The organism is Nocardioides pacificus, from assembly GCF_054775955.1.
This window is the reverse complement of the sequence record NZ_BAAHCI010000015.1, coordinates 352,241-371,254: the sequence shown is the minus strand read 5'-3', so window position 1 is coordinate 371,254 and position 19,014 is coordinate 352,241. Positions and strand designations below refer to the sequence as shown.

Annotated in this window: 18 protein-coding genes; 4 read left to right on the top strand and 14 right to left on the bottom strand. The window is 72.8% G+C overall.

Annotated features, from left to right (window positions below):
- Nucleotides 1–5: 5 nt before the first annotated feature.
- On the top strand, nt 6–1,706 hold the full coding sequence (locus ACYU7L_RS20325) for an alpha-amylase family protein (RefSeq protein ID WP_460800384.1): 1,701 nt from the start codon (nt 6–8) through the stop codon (nt 1,704–1,706).
- On the opposite strand, the gene ACYU7L_RS20320 is transcribed toward ACYU7L_RS20325, so the two are convergent.
- Genes ACYU7L_RS20320 through ACYU7L_RS20285 form a run of 8 tightly spaced genes read right to left on the bottom strand, consistent with a single transcriptional unit; the run spans nt 1,703 to nt 7,948 of the window.
- Complete coding sequence (locus ACYU7L_RS20320; protein WP_460800383.1) at nt 1,703–2,116, bottom strand: hypothetical protein; 414 nt, start codon at nt 2,114–2,116, stop codon at nt 1,703–1,705. The two genes, ACYU7L_RS20325 and ACYU7L_RS20320, sit on opposite strands and share 4 nt — an antisense overlap.
- Nucleotides 2,117–2,140: 24 nt before the next feature.
- A complete protein-coding gene (rimI, locus tag ACYU7L_RS20315; RefSeq protein WP_460800382.1) occupies nt 2,141–2,575 on the bottom strand; it encodes a ribosomal protein S18-alanine N-acetyltransferase in 435 nt (144 codons plus the stop codon).
- A 13-nt stretch (nt 2,576–2,588) separates the two neighbouring features.
- Nucleotides 2,589–3,227, bottom strand: coding sequence for a tRNA (adenosine(37)-N6)-threonylcarbamoyltransferase complex dimerization subunit type 1 TsaB (tsaB, locus tag ACYU7L_RS20310; protein ID WP_460800381.1), 639 nt, complete (start codon nt 3,225–3,227; stop codon nt 2,589–2,591).
- 10 nt (nt 3,228–3,237) lie between these two features.
- Nucleotides 3,238–3,780 carry a tRNA (adenosine(37)-N6)-threonylcarbamoyltransferase complex ATPase subunit type 1 TsaE gene (gene tsaE, locus ACYU7L_RS20305; protein ID WP_460800380.1) on the bottom strand — a complete coding sequence of 181 codons (543 nt, stop codon included), beginning with the start codon at nt 3,778–3,780 and terminating at the stop codon, nt 3,238–3,240.
- On the bottom strand, nt 3,777–4,253 hold the full coding sequence (locus ACYU7L_RS20300) for a GNAT family N-acetyltransferase (RefSeq protein ID WP_460800379.1): 477 nt from the start codon (nt 4,251–4,253) through the stop codon (nt 3,777–3,779). The genes tsaE and ACYU7L_RS20300 overlap by 4 nt, the downstream gene beginning before the upstream one ends.
- Nucleotides 4,250–5,335, bottom strand: coding sequence for an alpha/beta fold hydrolase (locus ACYU7L_RS20295; protein WP_460800378.1), 1,086 nt, complete (start codon nt 5,333–5,335; stop codon nt 4,250–4,252). Before ACYU7L_RS20295 ends, ACYU7L_RS20300 begins: the two co-directional genes overlap by 4 nt.
- The gene (gene alr / locus ACYU7L_RS20290; RefSeq protein ID WP_460800377.1) at nt 5,332–6,483 is read right to left on the bottom strand and encodes an alanine racemase; all 1,152 of its coding nucleotides are present in this window, start codon (nt 6,481–6,483) and stop codon (nt 5,332–5,334) included. The genes ACYU7L_RS20295 and alr overlap by 4 nt, the downstream gene beginning before the upstream one ends.
- A 28-nt stretch (nt 6,484–6,511) precedes the next feature.
- The gene (locus ACYU7L_RS20285; RefSeq protein ID WP_460800376.1) at nt 6,512–7,948 is read right to left on the bottom strand and encodes an NAD(P)H-hydrate dehydratase; all 1,437 of its coding nucleotides are present in this window, start codon (nt 7,946–7,948) and stop codon (nt 6,512–6,514) included.
- 680 nt (nt 7,949–8,628) lie between these two features.
- Between ACYU7L_RS20285 and ACYU7L_RS20280 the strand changes: the two genes are divergently transcribed.
- Nucleotides 8,629–9,654, top strand: coding sequence for an HNH endonuclease (locus ACYU7L_RS20280; RefSeq protein WP_460800375.1), 1,026 nt, complete (start codon nt 8,629–8,631; stop codon nt 9,652–9,654).
- Nucleotides 9,655–9,812: 158 nt separating this feature from the next.
- Here ACYU7L_RS20280 and ACYU7L_RS20275 read toward each other — a convergent pair whose 3' ends face one another.
- Both ACYU7L_RS20275 and glmS read right to left on the bottom strand, forming a co-directional pair.
- Nucleotides 9,813–10,166 carry a holo-ACP synthase gene (locus ACYU7L_RS20275; RefSeq protein WP_460800374.1) on the bottom strand — a complete coding sequence of 118 codons (354 nt, stop codon included), beginning with the start codon at nt 10,164–10,166 and terminating at the stop codon, nt 9,813–9,815.
- Nucleotides 10,167–10,169: 3 nt separating this feature from the next.
- Nucleotides 10,170–12,014 (bottom strand): glutamine--fructose-6-phosphate transaminase (isomerizing), encoded by a 1,845-nt coding sequence (gene glmS, locus ACYU7L_RS20270; protein WP_460800373.1) that lies wholly within the window; start codon nt 12,012–12,014, stop codon nt 10,170–10,172.
- Nucleotides 12,015–12,096: 82 nt separating this feature from the next.
- Between glmS and coaA the strand changes: the two genes are divergently transcribed.
- The gene (gene coaA, locus ACYU7L_RS20265; protein ID WP_460800372.1) at nt 12,097–13,179 is read left to right on the top strand and encodes a type I pantothenate kinase; all 1,083 of its coding nucleotides are present in this window, start codon (nt 12,097–12,099) and stop codon (nt 13,177–13,179) included.
- On the opposite strand, the gene ACYU7L_RS20260 is transcribed toward coaA, so the two are convergent.
- The 3 genes from ACYU7L_RS20260 to ACYU7L_RS20250 form a co-directional block, all read right to left on the bottom strand.
- Nucleotides 13,155–13,946: a hypothetical protein gene (locus tag ACYU7L_RS20260; RefSeq protein ID WP_460800371.1), complete on the bottom strand. Its 792-nt coding sequence runs from the start codon at nt 13,944–13,946 to the stop codon at nt 13,155–13,157. The genes coaA and ACYU7L_RS20260 overlap by 25 nt on opposite strands.
- A 124-nt stretch (nt 13,947–14,070) precedes the next feature.
- On the bottom strand, nt 14,071–15,399 hold the full coding sequence (locus ACYU7L_RS20255) for a TerD family protein (protein ID WP_460800370.1): 1,329 nt from the start codon (nt 15,397–15,399) through the stop codon (nt 14,071–14,073).
- 70 nt (nt 15,400–15,469) lie between these two features.
- The gene (locus tag ACYU7L_RS20250; RefSeq protein ID WP_460800369.1) at nt 15,470–16,549 is read right to left on the bottom strand and encodes a GNAT family N-acetyltransferase; all 1,080 of its coding nucleotides are present in this window, start codon (nt 16,547–16,549) and stop codon (nt 15,470–15,472) included.
- Nucleotides 16,550–16,635: 86 nt separating this feature from the next.
- Between ACYU7L_RS20250 and ACYU7L_RS20245 the strand changes: the two genes are divergently transcribed.
- The gene (locus tag ACYU7L_RS20245) at nt 16,636–17,655 is read left to right on the top strand and encodes a YihY/virulence factor BrkB family protein (protein WP_460800368.1); all 1,020 of its coding nucleotides are present in this window, start codon (nt 16,636–16,638) and stop codon (nt 17,653–17,655) included.
- On the opposite strand, the gene glmM is transcribed toward ACYU7L_RS20245, so the two are convergent.
- On the bottom strand, nt 17,652–18,998 hold the full coding sequence (gene glmM, locus ACYU7L_RS20240; protein ID WP_460800367.1) for a phosphoglucosamine mutase: 1,347 nt from the start codon (nt 18,996–18,998) through the stop codon (nt 17,652–17,654). The two genes, ACYU7L_RS20245 and glmM, sit on opposite strands and share 4 nt — an antisense overlap.
- Nucleotides 18,999–19,014: the final 16 nt, after the last annotated feature.

Here is a 19,014-nt window from a genome sequence, read left to right as displayed (position 1 = left end):
GCGCCGTGCGGCTCGCGGAGACCAGCGACCTGTGGTGGAAGACCGCGGTCGTCTACTGCCTCGACGTGCAGACGTTCATGGACTGGGACGACGACGGCAACGGCGACCTCGTCGGCCTGACCGAGCGCGTCGACTACCTCGCCGAGCTCGGCGTCACCTGCCTGTGGCTGATGCCGTTCTACCCGACCACCGACCGCGACGACGGCTACGACATCACCGACTACTACGGCGTCGACCCGCGTCTGGGCACGCACGGGGACCTCGTCGAGGCGATCCGCACGGCCAAGGACCGCGGGATGCGGGTGATCGTCGACCTCGTCGTCAACCACACCTCCGACCAGCACCCGTGGTTCCTCTCGGCGCGCGCGAGCAAGGACTCGCCGTACCGCGACTTCTACGTCTGGCGCTCCGACCCGCCGCCCGACACCTCCGACCAGGTGGTCTTCCCCGACCAGGAGGACTCGATCTGGGAGTACGACGAGACGACCGGCGAGTGGTACCTCCACCACTTCTACGCCCACCAGCCCGACCTCAACGTCAGCAACGAGGCGGTCCGCGACGAGATCGCGAAGATGATGGGCTTCTGGCTGCAGCTCGGCGTCTCCGGCTTCCGGGTCGACGCGGTGCCGTTCCTCATCGACAACGACGGCGGCCAGGGCGCGGACGGTGCCGGCGGCCCAGGGGGTAAGGACGACGGGGAGCTGCCCGACCCGCACGACTACCTGCGCGCGCTGCGGGCGTTCCTGAGCCGCCGCGCCGGGGAGGCGATCCTCCTGGGCGAGGTCAACCTGCCACACAAGGAGCAGGTTGCGTTCTTCGGGGAGGGTGACGGCGACCAGCTGACGATGATGTTCGACTTCGTCGTGATGCAGCAGCTCTACCTCTCCCTGGCCCGTGGCGACGCCCGCCCGCTGGCGCAGGCGCTGGCCGCACGACCACCGCTGCCGGTCCACTCGCAGTGGGGCACCTTCCTGCGCAACCACGACGAGCTCACCCTCGACCAGCTCACCGACGACGAGCGCCAAGAGGTCTTCGCCGCCTTCGGCCCGGAGAAGTCCATGCAGCTCTTCGACCGCGGCCTGCGGCGCCGGCTGCCGCCGATGCTCGACGGCGACCCCGACCGGCTGCGGCTGGCCTACAGCCTGCTGTTCTCGCTGCCGGGCACGCCGGTGCTGTTCTACGGCGAGGAGATCGGGATGGGCGAGAACCTCGACATCCCGGGCCGGCTGGCGGTGCGCTCCCCGATGCAGTGGAGCGACGAGGCCAACGCCGGCTTCTCCCGCGCGCCCGCCGACCAGCTGCCGCGCCCGGTCACCGCCGGACGGTTCGGCCCCGAGCACGTCAACGTGGCCGCCCAGCGCAAGGACCCCGACTCGTTGCTCAACTTCCTGCGGCTGATGATCCACACCTACCGGCAGTCGCCCGAGCTGGGCTGGGCCGACCTGGAGATCCTCGATCAGCCCTGTCCCGCGGTCCTCGCGCACGAGTGCCGGTGGGGAGACCGACGGCTGGTGGCGGTGCACAACCTGGGCGCCCAGCCGCAGCAGGTCCCGCTGCAGCTGGCGGACTGCGAGGGGCTCCAGCTGGTGGACGTGCTCGGCGAGGACGACGCCGACCTCGACGGAGACCGCACGACCGTCGCCCTGCCGGCATACGGCTACCGCTGGCTGCGACTCACCCCGCCGGACGGCAAGCGGCTGGTCTAGGCGCTGACCGAGGGCCAGACGTTGCCCCACGCGTCGACGCGCAGCCGCACCCGGTCGTCGGTGCGGCTCAGCGCGTTGACGAGCCAGCCGATCCCCCAGAGCCCGCCGGTGATCAGGGTGAGCAGGGCGTGCAGCACGTGCGAGACCGGGCGGCGTACGGCGATGATCACGGAGTCGTGGTCCTGGCGCAGGATCACCGCGCCCTTGAGGACGAGGTCGTCGATCGCCTTGCCGAGGATGACCGTGCGCTGCTGGTCGGTGAGCTGCGGGTCGCGGTCGAGCAGCTCGGGTGACTCCAGGCGCTGAGGCCGTACGGCGTAGACGGCGCGGGCCCAGCGCTTGCCGTTCCAGGCCGTCCATCGACCGCGGCGCCAGCGTAGGGTCCCCGTCGCCGTCCTGGTTCTGGCCATGGGGCGAAGATACGCGAGGCGCGCTCAGCCCAGCGGCCGGGCCAGCACCAGCGCGTCGGAGCCGTCGCGGTAGTAGCGCCGGCGTCGGTCCAGCTCGCTGAAGCCGCGGTCCGCATAGAACGCCCGCGCACCTGCGTTGGCCTCGCTGACCTCGAGCAGCATCCGGTCCGCGCCGCGGCTTCGCGCTGCCTCGAGCCCCGCGTCGAGCAGCGACGCAGCGACGCCGCCGCGCTGGAGGTCCGGGCGCACGCCGATCCGCTGGAGGTCGGCGACGTCGCCCAGCACCATCACCACCGCATAGCCGGCCAGCTCTCCGTCCCGCTCGTCGACGAGCGCATGGCGGGTCTCGCCGGTGAGCTCGTCGCGGACCTGGTCGACGCTCCACGCCTCCGTGCCGAAGAGGTCCGCCTCGAGGGCGGCCACCGCCCGAGCGTCGGCGGCCACGGCCGACCTGATCACGAGAGGGGCCTGATCACGAGACCGGCTTGCGTGCCGCCATCTCGACGGCGTCGGGACGGCGCAGGTAGAGCGGCTCCGGGTCGTGCAGTTCGGCCAGCTCCTCGGCGACGGCGCGGGCCAGCCAGCCGGCGGACGGCCGGGTCGGTCCGACGGCGTGCGGGAACGCGTCGGGGTAGAGCACCGCGCCCTCCCCCACGCACGGCTGCTCGCTCGCGGCGTCGGCGGGCCGCACCACCTGCGGCTCATCGAGGCGCACCCCGTGCTCGTCGTACGACGCGAGGTAGACCTCCTTGCGACGGGCGTCGGTCGTCACCACGAACGGCCCCTCGACGGCGCCGGTGTGCGCGGCCTCGACGGCGAGCACGTCGAGCGAGCACACGCCGTACACCGGGATCTCGAGGACCATCGCGAGCGTGCGGGCGGTGACCAGGCCGACGCGCAGACCGGTGAAGGGGCCGGGGCCGACCCCGACGGCGATCGCGGTGAGGTCCTCGCGGACCAGGCCGGCGTCGGCGAGGACCTGCTCGATCAGCGGCGCCAGCTGCTCGCCGTGCTTCATCGGGCGCTCCGAGACGCGCTCGGCGACGACGTCCTCGCCGTCGTGGAGCGCGACGGTGACGAGCGGGGTGGCGGTGTCGAAGGCGAGCAGCACGGGGACGAGGCTACTGACCGCGCTCGTGGGGGTGGACTCCAGTGGGCCAGGAGACGCCGGTCCAGCGCTCGCCGACCGGGTGCAGGTCGACGCGCCGCGGGTCGAGGGCATCGGGGTCAAGGTCGTCGGGGTCCGGCATCGTCGGCGCGTCGCCGGTGGCGCGGTGGATGCGGATCTCGAGGCGGTCCTCGGCCAGCACCTCCGCGAGCCCCTCGCCCCACTCGACCACCGTGACGGCGTCGTCGAGCGAGGTGTCGAGGTCGAGGTCGTCGAGCTCGGCGATCCCGCCGAGACGGTAGGCGTCGACGTGCACCAGGTCGGGCCCCTCGGCCAGCGAGGGGTGCACCCGGGCGATCACGAACGTCGGCGAGGTGACCCCGCCGCGCACGCCGAGCCCCGCGCCGAGCCCCTGGGTGAACGTCGTCTTGCCTGCGCCGAGCCCACCGCTGAGCACGAGGAGGTCGCCCGCCCGCAGCAGCCGACCGATCCGCTCGCCGAGGGCCTGCATCGTCGCCGCGTCGGGCACGTCGTACGACGCGTCCGGGCCGCTCATGTCGCCACCTCCAAGGTCCGCTCCAGCTCGACGTACGGCGTGCGGCGGCCGCGCTCCACGAAGCCGTGATCGGCCCAGAACCCGACGGTGCGGGGCAGCTCCTCGCGGGCCAGGACGGCGAGCGCGCGTGCTCCGTCGGCGGTGGCCAGGCCGGCGGCCGCCTCCACGAGCGCGGTCGCGACGCCGCGGTGCTGCATGGCCGGCAGCACCCCGAAGCGGCGCAGGAACACCACGTCCGCGACGGGGTCGAAGAGCAGCGAGCCCACCGCCTCGCCGCCGATCTCGGCCAGCATGCCCCCGTGCGCCTCCAGCACGAGCGCCAGCGACTCGCGGGTCTCGTGCAGGGCGTCGGCGGGCGGGTCGAGCGGCGGACGGGCACCGAAGGCGGCGCGCACCACGTGCAGCATCGCGTCGCTTGCCTCCATCCCGACCCGGCGAACGGTCATCGCCACCTCGGCGTCGGTGGCGGTCATCGCGACGCCACCTTCGCGGCCTCGGCGAGCAGCTGGTCGAGCGCCGCGTTGACCTGCTCGTGGCGCTCGAGGATCACCATGTGGCCGGCGCCCTCACACTCGACGAGCGTGGAGCTCTCGATGCGCGAGTGCAGCTTGCGGCTGTGTCCGATCGAGGTCATCTTGTCGCGGGTGCCGCCGATGATCGTGGTGGGCACCACCGACAGCGCGTGCACGGTCTCGAACTTGTCGAGGCTGCCGAAGTTGGGGAAGAACTCGGCCAGCACCTCGAAGGGCGTGGCCGCCAGCATCTCGTCGACGAAGCGGACATAGGTGTCGGGGACGTCGTCGCCGAACGCGAAGGCATCGGTGGTGACGGTCGCGATCCGCTTCGCCAGGCCCCGCGCCCAATCGACGGTGCGGTGCCCGCGGGCCAGGAACGCGACCGCGCGCGTCGCCAACTGTCCGCCGACCGTGCGCGGGAGCAACGGCAGCAGCACCCGGTGCGGGTCGAGCCCCCCGGCGGTGGTCGAGATCAGCGCGACGCCGACGACCTTGGTGCCGAACAGCTCCGGGCGCTCCTCGGCGAGCGCGGAGATCGTCATCCCGCCCATCGAGTGCCCGACCAGGACCACCGGACCGGGAGCCACCTCGTCGATGACCCGCGCGAGGTCCTTGCCGAGCTGCTCGATGGTGGCGTTGCCCTCGGTCGAGCGCCCCGAGCGGCCGTGGGAGCGCTGGTCGTAGTAGACCGTGCGGACCAGCCCGCGGTAGCCAGCGCGTTGGAAGTGCCAGCAGTCGAGGTTCAGCGCATAGCCGTGGGCGAACACCACCGTGAGGGGCGGCCCGGGGTCGTCGGTGCGGCGCAGCGCCAGCCGGTCGTCGTCGGTGGGGACGTACTCGTCGACCTCGACGTGCAGCGGAACGCCGTCGTCGGCCACCACGGTGAGGCCCGGCGAGCGCAGCGTGCCGAACGGCGTGTCCTCGCCGGCCCCGCTCCGGGCCACGATCTGGCGGTGGCGGGCCATGCCGATCGCGGTGCCCGCCAGCGCGACGCCCGCGGCGCCCGCGGCGATGCCGAAGACCCTGCCCTTGACCGTCATCGGGCCTCCTCGCCGGTGTCGCCGTCCAGGTAGCGCCTGACCAGCCTGCCACCGATGCGGGTGACGATCTCGTAGTTGATGGTGTCGCACGCCTCGGCCCAGTCCTGGGCGGTGGGCTCCCCGTGCTCTCCGGTCCCGAACAGCACGACCGGATCCCCAGCCTGCGGCTGGTCGCCGTCGAGGTCGACGACGAACTGGTCCATGCAGACCCGTCCGCGCACCGGGCGGCGCCGGCCCGCGACGTACACCTCGGCGCGGGAGCTGGCGTGGCGCGGGACGCCGTCGCCGTACCCCGCCGGCACGAGACCGAGGGTGGTCGGCCGGTCGGCGTGCCAGGTGTGGCCGTAGGAGACGCCCGCCCCGGTGTCGACCGCCTTGACCATCACCAGGCGCGCCTGCGCGGTCATGGCGGGGACCAGACCGACGTCCGGGGTGACGCCCGGGGCTGGGTCGAGGCCATAGCTGGCGATGCCGCAGCGGACGAGGTCGAAGCGCGAGGACGGCCGCAGGATGGCCGCGGCGGAGTTGGCGAGGTGGCGGACCTCGGGGCGCAGACCGGCGGCCTCGGCGATCGTCAGCGCGTCGGTGAAGACCCGCTCCTGGGCGTCGTTGGCCGGGTGCCCGGGGTCGTCGCTGGCGACGAAGTGCGACCAGATGCCGGTGATCCGCAGGGTCCCCTGCTCCTCGGCGGCGCGGGCGGCGCGCACCAGGACCGGCCAGTCCTCGAAGGTCGAGCCGCCGCGTGAGAGACCGGTGTCGATCTTGAGCTGGACGCGGGCGGACGTGCCGGCGTCCCGGGCCGCGGCGGCGATCTCGTCGAGCTCGGTTGTCGTGTAGGCGGTCACGTCCACGTCGTGGGCGATCGCGGCGGCGTAGTCCTCGCCGGGGGCACTCAACCAGCACAGCAGCGGTCCGGTGTCACCGTCGGTGCGCAGCGCGAGCGCCTCGTCGAGCGTCGCGACGCCCAGCCAGTCGGCGCCGGCCTCTCGGGCCGCTCGCGCGACGGGCAGCATCCCGTGGCCGTACCCGTCCGCCTTCACCACCGTCATCATCAGCGCCGGGGCCGTGAGCGCGCGCAGGAGACGCACGTTGTGGCGGATCGCCGCGAGGTCCACGACGATCTCCGCGCGAGCGGAGGGAGGGCTCATGGCCCCGATCCTCTCAGGTGCGGGCGGTTCAGACGTACGGCGGCAGGGTGCGCACGGCCGCCGGGATGGCTCGCGCCACGTCGAGGGCGACGATCGGGCCGGGCGCGTCCCCGCCGTCTGTCGAGGCCAGGGTGGCGGCCGACCCGTGCAGCCACGAGCCCACCGAGGCCGCGTCGTACGGCGTGAGGCCGGCGGCGAGCAGCGCGCCGACGAGGCCGGCCAGCACGTCGCCGGCGCCGGCGGTCGCGAGCCACGGCAGACCGGTGGTGGTCACCCGCACCCGCCCGTCCGGGCCGGTCACGACCGTGTGCCGGCCCTTGAGCGCGACCACCGCACCGAACCGCTCGGCGGCGTCCCGGGCATGGCGCAGCGGTGCCGCCTCGACGGCCTCGCGCTCGGCGCCGAGCATCCGGGCGAGCTCGCCGGCGTGGGGGGTTAGCACGGCGGGCACCGGCAGCGGGCCGCGCACCTGGGCGAGCGCGTCGGCGTCGACGACGATCGGGACCCCGTCGGCGACGGCCTCCTCGAGATGCTGAGCGGCCGTCTCGTCGCCGCCCGAGCCGACCGTCCAGGCCTGGACCCGACCGGCGCCCACCACCTCGGGGTGGGCGGCCCGCACCCGGTCGGCGACCGCCTCGTCGCCCACGAAGCGGACCATGCCCACCAGCCCAGAGGCCGCCCCTGCGACGCAGAGCAGGGCCGCGCCGGGATAGCGCGGCGAGCCGGCGCGGACCCCGACCACGCCGCGGGTGTACTTGTGCGCGTCCTGCGCCGGCCGCGGCAGCAGGCGCGCGACGTCGGCGGGCTGCAGCGACTCCACGTCGCCGGGCGGCAGGTCGAGTCCGATGTCGACCAGCTGAACGCTCCCGCAGGCCGCCGCGGCCGGGTCGACGAGGTGGGCGATCTTGTGGGTGCCGAAGGTGACGGTCAGGTCGGCCCGGACGTGCGCCCCGGCCACCTCCCCGGTGTCGACGTCCACACCGGAGGGCACGTCGACCGCGACCACGCGCGCCCCGTCGTACGCCGCCAGCGCGGCCGCCGCGTCGTCGCGCAACGGCGGTCGCCCCCCGATGCCGACCACCCCGTCGATGACGACGTCCACCGCGGGGCGAGATGTGGGTCGTGTGCCCGAGGGCGCGCCGGAGCGCGTCGGTGGGCACGCGACCCGGCCGCCGGCAGCCGTCAGCGCCGCCAGCCCGGCCTCGTGGACCCGTTCGGAGAGGAGCACGGCTTCGACCGCGCAGCCCCGCCTGGCCAGCATCGCTCCCGCGAAGAGCGCGTCTCCCCCGTTGTCGCCGCTGCCGACCAGGAGCGCCACCCGCCGGCCGTACGCCGTGCCCAGCAGGTCGAGCACCGCATGCGCCAGCCCGGCCGCCGCCCGCTGCATCAGCACGCCGTCCGGCAGCGTCGCCATCAGCTCGGCCTCCGCCGCCCGCACCTGCTCGACCGTGTGCGCAGTCCTCATGCTCCTCAACCTAGCCCGCACCCCCGTTGGTCGAGCAGGTTGCGCAACCCCGCTCGTTGGTCGAGCAGGTTGCGCAGTCCCACTCGCTGGTCGAGCAGGTTGCGCAGCAACCGACCTTGAGACCCCCGGCGCCCTCGTTGGTCGAGCAGGTTGCGCAGCAACCGACGTCGAGACCCACCCCGCGAAAAAAGTTCTCCACAGTCTGCGCGTCGCGCCGCTTCTGGGCGGGGTCACTGTCGGCGGTCCCTGATCCAATAGGTCCATGACCCAGACAGCCGCCCCCGACACCGCCGCCGCGGTGCTCGAGGCTGCCCGGGCACGCCGCACCGGGGCGGACCGCCTCGAGGCAGAGCAGCTCCAGCTCGCCGTGGACTGGGCCGCGATGCACTCGGTCGACTCCCTCACCGACGCCGCAATGGCCCACGACGGGTACGGCGACCACGGCCTCCCCATCGCCGGGCCCGGTGCACCTTTGGTCGCGGAGTTCGCGATCACCGAGTTCGCCCTCGCCGTCGGCATGTCCACCGACGCCGGTGGCCGCTACGTCGGCCAAGCCGTCGAGCTCAGGTATCGCCTCCCGAAGGTGTGGAAGCGGGTCTGTGCCGGTGACCTGGTGGCGTGGAAGGCGCGCCGCATCGCCGACGCCACGATGAGCCTCGTGCCCGCTGGTTGCGGCGTTCGTGGACCGTCACGTCGCCTCGGTCGCGCACAAGATCGGCATCGCCGCGCTGGACCGGCTGATCGAGGAGGCCCGGGTCCAGTTCCAACCCGAGGACGCCGAACAACGCCGCCGCAACGCGGCTGACGGCCGGTGCTTCGATGTGGACACCGACCAGGTGTCCTACGACGGCACCATGCAGATCCGCGGCGAGCTCGACATCGCCGACGCGATGGACCTCGACGCCGCCGTCACCGCAGGAGCCGAAGCCCAACGCGCACTCGGCTCGGAGGAGCCCCTCGATGTCCGCCGGGCCAAGGCAGCCGGCGACCTGGCCCGCCGCCAGCTGGCGTTCGACCTCAACACCAACGCCGGCGACGAGGCCGCACCTGATCAGTGCGGTGGATCCGACTCACCCAGTGCTCCCGATCAACCGCGCTCATCCTCCGCCGAAGCTCCTGGAGCCCCGGCCCCCACTCACGGAACGACGCGGCGTCCGCGTCAGGTGGTGCTCTACGTCCACCTCTCCCACGACGCCCTGCGCACCCGCCACCTGGATGGCGGCCGCGCGCACCTCGCGCGGGTGGAGAACACCCGCTCCTTCATCTCTGTCGACCAGGTCCGCGACTGGTGCGCCAACCCCGACACCCAGATCACCGTGAAGCCGGTCATCGATCTCGAGGACCACGTCCACGTCAACGCCTACGAAGTCCCCGACCGGCTGGTCGAACGCATCGCGTTGATCAACCACTCGTGCGTGTTCCCGTGGTGCACCCGACCAGCCAGGAAGCTCACGCCTGACGGGCATCGTGCGGACTGTGACCACGTTCGAGAACACGCAGCCGGTGGAGCTACGTGTTCCTGCAACCTGGCGCCGCTGTGTCGGCGGCATCACCGGCACAAGACCCACTCGCCGTGGACCTACACCGTCATCGACCCCGGCACGTTCCTATGGACGAGTCCGCAGGGGTATCAGTACCTGCGTGATCACAGCGGGACGCTTGACGTGACCCGTGAGCGGTCGCGCGCCGTACCTCCGGATCAGTAGCTGCATCGCCCCGGGACCCCGTCGTTGGCAGCATCCGGCGGGGGTTTCGGCGTGTCTGCGTGGGTCTCGACGTCGGTTGCTGCGCAACCTGCTCGACCAACGACCGGGCTGCGCAACCTGATCGACCAGCGATCGGACGGAGGGGGACGCCGGCAGCCTCAGGACTCCAGGACCACCACAGCCGAGGCGATGCCGGCGTCGTGGGACAGCGACAGATGCACATGGTTCACGCCCAAGGCAGCAGCCCGAGCCGCGACGGTGCCGCGCAGGACGAACTGCGGCCGGCCGGTCGACTCCGAGACCACCTCTGCGTCGTGCCAGGCCATCCCCACCGGGGCGCCCAGGGCCTTGGCCAGCGCCTCCTTGGCGGCGAACCGCGCAGCGAGGCTGGCCACAGGTCGGTCGACCTCGTCGCCGCAGAACAGCCGGCCGCGCAGGGCGGGGGTGCGAGCGAGCGACTCCTCGAACCGGCCGATGTCGGCCACGTCGATGCCGACGCCGATGACGGGCACGCGCTACTCGACCGTGACGGACTTGGCGAGGTTGCGGGGCTGGTCGACGTCGTGGCCCATCACCGTCGCCAGCTCGCAGGCGAACAGCTGCAGCGGCACGACCGCCACCAGGGGCTGCAGGAGCACGGGCACCTTGGGGAGCCGGATCAGCACGTCGGCGTACGGCTCGATCGCGGTGTCGCCCTCCTCGGCCAGGCAGATCGTGCGCGCCCCGCGGGCCCGGACCTCCTGGATGCCGCTGAGCATCTTGCCGTGCAGCTGGTCGCGCCCACGCGGGGGTACGACGCACAGCACCGGTATGCCCTCCTCGACCAGCGCGATCGGGCCGTGCTTGAGCTCCCCGGCCGCGAACCCCTCGGCATGGAGGTAGGCCAGCTCCTTGAGCTTGAGCGCGCCCTCGAGCGCCACCGGATAGCCGGCATGGCGCCCCAGGAACAGCACCGAGCGGCTCTCGACATGGTCCGCGGCCAGCGCGTAGACCTGCTCGGCCCCGTCCAGCACCTGCTGGATGTGGGCCGGCATCGTCTCGAGCTGGTCGAGGACCTCGGTGATCTCGTCGCCGTAGCGGGTGCCCTTGACCTGGGCGAGGTAGAGCGCGAGCAGATAGCAGGCGACGAGCTGGGTGAGGAAGCCCTTGGTGGAGGCGACACCGATCTCAGGGCCGGCGTGGGTATAGATGACCGCGTCGGACTCACGCGGGATCGTCGAGCCGTTGGTGTTGCAGATCGCCAGCACCTTCGAGCGCTGGACCCGGGCGTGCCGGATCGCCTGGAGCGTGTCGGCGGTCTCACCGGACTGGCTGATCGCCACGACCAGCGTCGAGTGGTCGAGGATCGGGTCGCGGTAGCGGAACTCCGAGGCCAGCTCGACCTCGACCGGCGTGCGCGTCCAGTGCTCGATGGCGTACTTCGCGACCATCCCGGCATAGAACGACGTCCCGCACGCGATGATGATGATCTTGTCGATCTCGCGCAGCTCGTCGTCGTCGAGACGCACCTCGTCGAGGTGCAGCAGCCCGTCCGGCGTACGACGCCCCAACAGCGAGTCCGCGACCGCCCGGGGCTGCTCGAAGATCTCCTTGCGCATGAACCAGTCGTGACCGTCCTTCTCGGCGGCCGACAGGTCCCAGTCCACGTGGTACGGCGTGCCCTCCGCGGGCGAGCCGTCGAAGCCGGTCACGCGGACATCGTCGGCGGTGATCGTTACGACCTGGTCCTGGCCGAGCTCCAGCGCCTCGCGGGTGTGCTCGATGAACGCCGCCACGTCCGACCCGAGGAAGTTCTCTCCCTCGCCGAGCCCCACCACCAGCGGCGAGTTGCGGCGAGCGGCCACCACCCGGTCGGCGTCCTGCGCGTCCACTGCGACCAGCGTGAAGGCTCCCTCGAGCTGACGACACACGTGCTGCATGGCGGCGGTCAGGTCGAGGCCGGCCTCCAGCTGGAGCTCGAGCAGATGGGCCGCGACCTCCGTGTCGGTCTCCGAGGCCAGCACGTGGTCGTCGTCCTCGAGCACCGTGCGCAGCTCGGCGAAGTTCTCGATGATCCCGTTGTGCACCAGCGCGACCCGCCCGGTCGGCCCGAGGTGCGGGTGCGCGTTGACGTCGGTCGGTGCCCCGTGGGTGGCCCAGCGGGTGTGACCGATGCCGACGTGCGCCTGCGGCAGCGGCGCGTCCACCAGCGCCTTCTCCAGGTTGGCGAGCTTGCCCGCCTGCTTCTCGGCGCGGATGGTCCCATCGTGCAGCAGCGCGATGCCGGCGGAGTCGTAGCCGCGATACTCCAGACGCCGCAACCCCTCGATGACGACGCCCTGCGCCTGCTGCTGACCGATGTAGCCCACGATTCCGCACATGGTGAGGGAGTTTACGGCCGCCGGGCGTCCATGAGGGCGCCGCCTCGGGGTCCCCCCGCCCCCTCCTGCAACAATGCGGGGCATGTCTGCCACCGGGTCGGTTCGCGACCCCGCACCGGACCCTGCTCCCGGCGGCCCTGCTTCTGGTGGTCCTGCTCCCGGCGGCCCCGCTCCCGGTGGTCACTCCCCCAGCGGCACCGGCGAGCACCACCCGGACGCCGGCCGCGAGACCTCGCCGTACGTCGAGCTCGACCGAGCCGCCTGGGCCGCCCTCGGGCAGTCGCAGTCCGAGGACCCGCTCACCCACGAGGAGGTCCGCCAGCTGCGCGGACTCGGCGACTCCCTCGACCTCGACGAGGTGCGCCAGGTCTATCTCCCGCTCTCACGCCTGTTGAGCACCTACGTCGAGGCGGCCGGGCAGCTGCATCGCAAGCAGCAGGAGTTCCTCCAGCGCGCCCAGCCGCCGCGCACCCCCTTCGTCATCGGGCTGGCCGGCTCGGTCGCGGTGGGGAAGTCGACGACGGCGCGCGTGCTCCAGCAGATGCTCGCTCACTGGCCCGAGCACCCCAACGTCGCCCTGGTGACCACCGACGGCTTCCTGCTCCCCAACGCCGAGCTCGACCGGCGCGGGCTGCTGCAGCGCAAGGGCTTCCCCGAGTCCTACGACCGGCGGGCGCTGCTGAAGTTCGTCGTCGACATCAAGTCGGGCCGCGAGGAGGTCGAGGCGCCGACCTACGACCACTTCATCTACGACGTCGTGCCCGACCAGAAGGTCGTCATCCGGCGTCCCGACATCGTCATCATCGAGGGCCTCAACGTCCTGCAGCCGGCGCGCGTGCGCGACGACGGCCGCACCAGCCTCGCGGTCAGCGACTTCTTCGACTTCAGCGTCTACGTGGACGCCGGCACCAGCGACATCCGCCGCTGGTACGTCGAGCGCTTCCTGCGGCTGCGCGAGACGGCGTTCCAGGACCCCGGCTCCTACTTCGCCCGCTACGCCGCGCTGACCACCGACGAGGCGATCGCCGAGGCCGAGCGGATCTGGGACACCATCAACGGCCCCAACCTGACCGAGAACGTGCTGCCCACCCGCTCGCGTGCCACGCTGGTGCTGCGCAAGGACCGCGACCACTCGGTGCGCTACGTGCGGTTGCGCAAGCTCTGAGCCAGCACCTGCGTCCGGCGCAGGAAGTCGATCGAGCCCGTCCGGGTCAGCGCGTCGGGAACCCCGACGTCACGCACCACCACCACGGCGACGACCTCGCCGCCGACGTCCAGGGACAGCACGTCGACCGACACCCGCGGGGGCAGGCAGGGGCCCGCCGACGTCAACGTCACCGAGCGCGTGGTCAGCCAGCCCGCATGGCCCTGCACCCGGACGGGCGAGGCCCGAGCCCGAGCCCGAACGGAGCCTTGCCCGGAATGAGAGGCAGAGGCAGCGTCCCGCTCGCCGACGAAGTCCGTCACCACCTGCGCCCACCTGCGGCTCAGCCGCACACCGGCCGCGCGCGGCGGCACGTCGCGCACCCGGGGCACCACCCCGGCGAACGCGCGGCTGCTCCACCGCGGATCGTCGGCGCACCAGCCCCGGCGGAAGAAGACCGGCCCGGTGACCACGAGCGCCTCTCCCCTCTGCCGCCGATAGCCGGCCACTGCCTCGGGGGCCGCGGCGCTCCAGGCGGCGTCCGGAAGCGCCAGTCCCACCCGCAGCGGCTCGCTGCCGGGCACCGCACGCACCACGTGCCGCGCCCCTGCCCCGGCCGCACCGACCTCCCCATCGCCCGACCGGCCGGCGGAAGGCCCATCAGGAGACCCGCCCGTCGGTCCGAGCGCGAGCGTCAGCGCCGCTGCGAGCGTGCTCGCGACCGTCATCGCCGCCACCAGCCCGGCGATGACGGTGATCCTCTCGAGTGTGCTCCGTGCGCGCCCCACCCTGCGACGCTAGGCGATCACGCAGCCGGCTCGCTCGGCTCATCCACAGGGTCGCCGGATCGGCTCCACGAGCCGGCGATCCCCGCCGCCGGCCCCTGCGATCCCTCCGGAGATGGCGACGGCGTCAGCCGAGGTACTTGACCAGCTGCGGCAGCGCCTCGGTCGGCACCTTGGCGTGCATCCCCTCGCCGATCGCCTGCATCTTCCACTGCCCGCCGTCGCGGTAGAGCCGCGTCATCACGAGCCCCGTGAACGGCATCCCGCCGGCCAGCGTGTAGCGCGCGAGCTCGCCGTCGGCCTGGTCGACGAGCCGGCAGAACGCGTTCTGCACCTGCTCGAAGCTCTGCCCCGAATAGCTGGTGACGATCAGCACGATGTTGTCGACCTGCGCGGGGACCTTGGTCAGGTCGATGACGATGACCTCGTCGTCGCCCTCCCCCTCGCCGGTGAGGTTGTCCCCCTGGTGGTGGACCGAGCCGTCCTTGCTGCGCAGGCTGTTGTAGAACGCGATGTCGACGGCCTTGCCGCGCGAGAACATGACGGCCGAGGCGTCGAGGTCGATGTCGACCTCCTTACTCTTGAGGAAGCCGCCCTTCTTGATCGGGTCCCAGCCCAGCCCCATCCGGATCACGGTCAGCGCCTGGCCGCCGTCCTTGGTGAGCTGCACCTTCTGCCCCTTGGACAGCGACACGGGCCGGCCCTTGGTGAGGCTGACCTCGCCGGTCGAGGCGGCCGCCGGGGACGCCCCGGACGAGGGCTGCGACGCCCCGAACCCCGGCTGCGGCGCCGCGAACCCGGGCTGCGGCGCAGCCGGCGGCTGAGCCGAAGGCGTGGGGTACGACGGAGCAGCGGGCGGCTGAGCCGAAGGCGTGGGGTAAGAAGGAGCAGCGGGCGCCGGCGCGGGCGGAGCAGCCGGGGCAGCCGGGGCAGCCGGGGCAGCCGGAGCGGCCGGGGCGTCGTCCACCGAGACCCCGTGGTCGGTGATCAGGTCGGCCAGCCCACCGTCGTACCCCCGGCCGACGGCCCGGACCTTCCACGCCCCACCGCGCCGGTAGAGCTCCAGCGCGACCACGATCGTCTCCCGGTCGAGGCCGGTCATCGCGAACTCCGCGAGAGTCCCCTGCGGGCCGGCGACCCGGGCCACCGGCTGGCCGACCTGGCCGAAGACGCGGCCCTGGTCGTCGAGCGAGGTGACCAGCCGGACCGCGTGCACGTCGGCCGGCACCTGCGTCAGGTCGACGCGCACCTGCCACGGCTGGCCACCGGCCGGCGGGACACACGTCACGCCCGGCCCCTGGGGCTGGTTGTAGAACACGAAGTCGGCGTCGGTGCGCACCTTGCCCGCCTCCGTCACCAGCAGCGCGGAGAGGTCGGCCGCGGCGGCGACGTCGACGGTCACAGTCAGGTCGGTCTGGTCGAGCGGGGCGTTGCCGCCCTTGGTCAGCTGGATCACGGTGCTCAGGGGTCCCCTCGGCGTGGGTGGTTCGGTGCAGGTGGATCCGCAGTGGATCGGTGCCCTGAACCTATCCGAGACGCTTCTGGAACTCCCCGAGCCGCTCGACCGGGCGGAAGCCCAGCGCCTCGTTCACCCCCACCATGTGCGCGTTGACCTCGGCGTTCCAGGTCACCACGTGGCTGACGTCGGGACGCTCCCGCTGCAGCAGCCGCAGGGTGGCGACCTTGACGGCCAGCCCGAGCCGGTGCCCGCGGTGGTCGCGGCGCACGAGCGTCCCCCACTGATAGGCCCGCCCCCTCTCGGACACCGGCTCGTCCTCCTCGGACGGGCCCGCGGGCAGGCAGACCAGGTCCGTGTAGGCGACCACCGACCCGTCCGCGTCCAGCGCGACGGCGTTGAGCTTCGTGCGCCCCTGCCGCTCGATCAGCGCCTCCTGCTCGCGCAGGGCCGCCACCTCCGCAGCCTCCGGCTCCACGTCGAGGTCCCCGGTGGGCGCCTCGGTCATCAGCGTGGCGCTGAGCTCCACCCAGCCCTGGACCAGCTCGTCGGGGACCGGCCCGACCCACGAGCGCAGGGTGTACGCCGCGTGGTGCGGCGCCGCCTCCCGCGCCAGCCGGTCCAGGAGCGCCTCGTCCACCGGGAGGTCGAGGCGTCGCTGCACGTCCCCGAGTCCGAACGCGAACCCGTGCCGGGTCGCGAAGTCGGCGCCGGACGTGCCCGCCCCGTCGGCCGGCGCGTCGTACGACCAGGCCGACTCGGCGTCGAGGATCGTGCGCCTGTGCTCCCGGGCGAGGACCTCGAGGTGCGCGAGCATGGCCGACCCGAGGCCGCGCCGTCGCTGCCCCGGCAGGGTGTGCACCGCCACCCGCGCGTGATCAGTGTTGTCGAGCATCGGCAGCTCGAGCGTCCCGGCCACCACCGCCTCGCCCTCCAGCCGGCCGAGGAAGAGCCCGAGCCACCGGCGGCGCTCCTCGCTCTCCAGCGCCGCCCGCAGCTCCGCGCGTCGCCACGGCGACGCCCCCTCGCGCCCATCACGCTCCGCTGCGGCGTACGTCGCGTGCCAGGCGGCGAGCAGCTCCGCGAACCGCGGATCGTCCGGGTCGACCCGGACGATCTCCAGCTGCCGCACGCGTCCCGGTTCCTCCATGGCGGCAGGCTACGGTGGCCGCTTCGAGGACCACCCACCGACATCGAGAGGTCGTGCACGTTGAGCCACCCGAGCGACCTGCTCCGATGACGACCGCGCGCACCGTCCCCGTCACCACCGAGATGGACGGCGACGAGCTCGACGCCGAGGACGCCTGGCACCTGGTCCGACGCCACGGGCTGCGCGAGACGATCGTCGACTCGTTCGTGCGCTTCCGCTTCGGCGACGGGTTCACCAACAGTCGCGCCCTCGCCCTGCAGGCCTGCCTGGCGGTGGTGCCGTTCCTGCTGGCGCTGACCGGCCTCGCCGCCGACCTCGACGAGGAGCGACCCGCACGCGTCATCGCCCGCACCATCGAGGCCGTCTCCCCCGGCACCGGCGAGCAGGACGCGCTGGCCAGCGCGGTCACCGGCGACGAGAGCAGCGAGGAGGCCGGCGAGCTGGCGCTGGTGCTCGGCCTCGCCTTCGCGCTGATGTCGATGACGACCGCGATGGCACAGGTCGAGCGGGGCACCAACCGCATCTACGGCATCCGGCGCGACCGACCCGCGCTCGCCAAGTACGGCAGATCGGCGGTGCTCACGGCTCTGCTCGCCGTCCCGGTCGGGACCGGCTTCCTGCTGCTGGTCGCCGGCGGAGCGTTCGCGGACGCCATGGCCGCCGACTACGGCTGGTCCTCGCGTCTGCAGCTGTGGTGGAACGTCCTGCGCTGGCCCGCGGGCCTGTCCCTGGTGGTCCTCGCTGTGGCCGTGCTCCTCGACCACGCGCCCCGCCGCCGCCAGCCGTCGCTGTCCTGGCTGGCCCTGGGCGCCACGATCACCGTCGCGCTCACGCTGGTGGCGACCACCGGGCTCGCCGCCTACGTCAAGCTCAGCGGGTCGTTCGGCTCGATCTACGGCCCGCTCGCCGGCGTCTTCGCGCTGCTGCTGTGGGCGCTGCTGTCCTCGATGGCGCTCTTCTACGGCGCGGCGGTGTGCGCCCAGATGGAGGCCTACCGTGCCGGCGAGGACGACCCGTCGTACGACGACCCGGGCCGGCCGCACCACCACCGGGCCACGCAGCCGATCGACGCGCGCCACGGAGAAGCCGAGGCCGAGCTCGGCTAGAGCGTGAGACGCTCGCGCACGACGCCGGCCAACCGGTCGGCGACTGCCTGGGCGTGCTCGGCGCTGGCCGCCTCGACCATGACCCGCACGAGCGCCTCCGTCCCTGAGGGGCGCAGGAGCACGCGTCCCTGCCCGGACAGGGCGGCGGTCTCGGCCGCCACCGCCTCGGCGAGGTGGGGGTCTGTCGCGGCCCGGGCCTTGTCGACCCCGGCGACGTTGACCAGCACCTGGGGCAGTCGCCTCATCACGGCGGCGAGCTTCTGCACGCTCTGCCCCGTCTGGGCCATCCGCTCCAGCACGTGCAGGGCGGTGAGGATGCCGTCACCGGTCGTGGCGTACTCGGTCATGATCACGTGCCCCGACTGCTCACCTCCGAGGGTGAAGCCGTGCGCGTTCATCTCCTCGAGCACGTAGCGGTCGCCGACCTTGGTCTGGCGGACCTCGATGCCCTCGGCATGCATCGCCTGGACGAAGCCGAGGTTGCTCATCACGGTGCCGACGACGGTGTCGCCCGCGAGCCGACCACCGTCGCGCATGGCCAACGCCAGGATCGCGAGGATCTGGTCGCCGTCGATGACGGTGCCCTCGTGGTCGACCGCCAGACAGCGGTCGGCGTCACCGTCGAGGGCGAAGCCGATGTCCGCGCCGTCCTTCACCACGGCCTCCCGGAGCGGGCCCAGGTGGGTGGAGCCACAGCCGTCGTTGATGTTCAGCCCGTCGGGCTGGGCGTGGATCGCGGTCACCTCGGCGCCGGCGTCGGTCAGCGCGCGCGGTCCCGCCTCCGAGGCGGCACCTTCGGCGCAGTCGAGCACCACGCGCAGCCCGGTGAGCGGCTTGGTCGTCGTGCGGACCAGGTGCGCGGCATACTGCGCGACCGCGTCGGGGTAGGGCGTCACCCGTCCCACCGAGCCGCCGGTCGGCCGCTCCCACGGCTCGCGCATGCGCTTCTCGATCGCGACCTCGACCGCGTCGTCGAGCTTGACCCCGCCCCGGGCCAGGAACTTGATGCCGTTGTCGGGCATCGGGTTGTGCGAGGCGGAGAGCATCACACCGAGATCCGCGTCGAGCACGTCGGTGAGGAAGGCGACACCCGGGGTCGGCAGGACGCCGAGGAGCAGGACGTCGACTCCCGCCGAGGCCAGCCCCGCGACCACCGCGGCCTCGAGGAACTGCCCCGAGATCCGCGTGTCGCGACCGACCACGGCCACGGGACGGTGACCGGCGAACTCGCCACGGTCGGCGAGCACATGAGCTGCAGCAACGGAAAGGTCCAGGGCCAGCTCCGCGGTCAGATGACCGTTGGCCAGGCCCCGGACCCCGTCCGTGCCAAATAGGCGCGTCATGAAATCCTGACGCAGC